The sequence below is a fragment of the Rhodoferax sp. ZS1R8 genome, assembly GCF_056521325.1.
This window is the reverse complement of the sequence record NZ_JBWMBA010000227.1, coordinates 1-1002: the sequence shown is the minus strand read 5'-3', so window position 1 is coordinate 1002 and position 1002 is coordinate 1. Positions and strand designations below refer to the sequence as shown.

Sequence of the window (1002 nt, the reverse complement as noted above, 5' to 3'; positions counted from 1 at the left end):
GTATGGCTAGCCACCCCGACGTGGCCCTGGCCAGCCCGGTGCTGGAGTTCAGCAGCTACGCGCTCAACACGCAAGACCGGAAGGCAACGACACCCAAGTTTGGTGAATCATCCCGACTGCAACTGCGCATGATCGGTGTGGACGCCATCCGGGTGGGGCAGCTCAACCCCGATCTGATACCCGTGCCATCCCCCACCGCCGACCGCCTGGACATTTTTGCGCCAGACACCGTTTTTTTGAACGCTAGCGCCCGCCGCCGCATCACTGGCGACACGGTGCAACTGCAGTGGGGCTTACAGACCAAAACCGTGCGGGTGGCGGGCAGCGTGCGCGCGGCTGGCCCACCGCTGGCGGTGATGGACATTGCTGCAGCGCAGGACCTGTTAGAAAAACCGGGCCGCCTGACGCGGCTGGACCTGCGCCTGCGTGCCGGTGTCGACCGCGCCGCCTTTGTGCGCGTGGTGCAGGCCGCACCCGACTGGCCAAGCAATGTCAAACTGGTGGAGCCGGGCGACACGCTGGAGCGCATGTCCACCCTGTCGCGTGCCTACCGGGTCAACCTGACGGTGCTGGCACTGGTGGCATTGTTCACCGGCGGGTTTTTGGTGTTCTCGGTGCTGGCGCTCAGCGTGAGCCGGCGTGCGCCGCAATTGGCCCTCTTGGGTGTGCTGGGGCTCACCGGCCGGCAGCGGCTGCATTTGGTGCTACTGGAAGCCCTGGCGCTGGGTCTGGTGGGCAGCGCACTTGGTATCGCACTGGGCAGCGGCCTGGCGGCCCTGGCCCTGCGCCTGCTGGGTGGGGATCTGGGTGGTGGCTACTTCTCGGGCGGCACACCGGCCTTGCAGTGGAACCCGCTGGCGGCCGCGGTGTTTGCAGCATTGGGGGTGGCAGCCGCACTGGTGGGCGCCTGGTGGCCGGCGCGCGCCTATTCGGAGCAGAACAAGGCTGCCCAGTTGGTGGAAAGTCTGGACTCCATCAAGGCGCAAGCCCTGCGGGCCCGCA

The 1002-nt window shown here is 67.2% G+C and carries 1 protein-coding gene; it reads left to right on the top strand.

The window, feature by feature from the left end:
- Window positions 1–1002: ABC transporter permease (locus AC097P_RS25185; RefSeq protein WP_479613138.1), on the top strand; the 1002-nt coding region annotated here is incomplete at both ends.